This window comes from Shewanella sp. AC91-MNA-CIBAN-0169 (genome assembly GCF_040310165.1).
Classification (GTDB): domain Bacteria; phylum Pseudomonadota; class Gammaproteobacteria; order Enterobacterales; family Shewanellaceae; genus Shewanella.
In genome coordinates, this window is sequence record NZ_JBEOPM010000070.1 from 1 (window position 1) to 476 (window position 476).

Sequence of the window (476 nt, forward strand, 5' to 3'; positions counted from 1 at the left end):
GTCGCCAATGACTTTACTGAAAACAGCGCCGTTGATGGCGATGTGGCAGCAACCTACACCACCTTTGATGAAGACGGTGATTTACTGACGGTTGACTTCACTCCAGGCAGCAATGACGACGGTTACTACGCGTTGGTGAACGGCGAAGTGGTATTAACCCAAGCGGGTGCTGACTTGGTTAACAACGGCGGCACGCTGCCGCCGGTTGATTTAACCGTTTCTGATGGCAGCTTAACGGGCCAAGACAGTGACACTCCGGTGATCACTCCGACCAACGATGCGCCTACCATTGATGTGGTCGCCAATGACTTTACTGAAAACAGCGCCATCGATGGCGATGTGGCAGCAACCTACACCACCTTTGATGAAGACGGTGATTTACTGACGGTTGACTTTACTCCAGGCAGCAATGACGACGGTTACTATGCGTTAGTCAACGGCGAAGTGGTATTAACCCAAGCCGGTGCGGATCTCGT

Annotated in this window: 1 protein-coding gene; it reads left to right on the forward strand. The window is 52.5% G+C overall.

All coding sequences use genetic code 11. From position 1 onward, the window contains the following. Positions 1-476, forward strand: a 476-nt coding sequence (locus AAEY98_RS22155; protein WP_351019707.1) for a hypothetical protein, incomplete at both ends; no start/stop codon positions are given.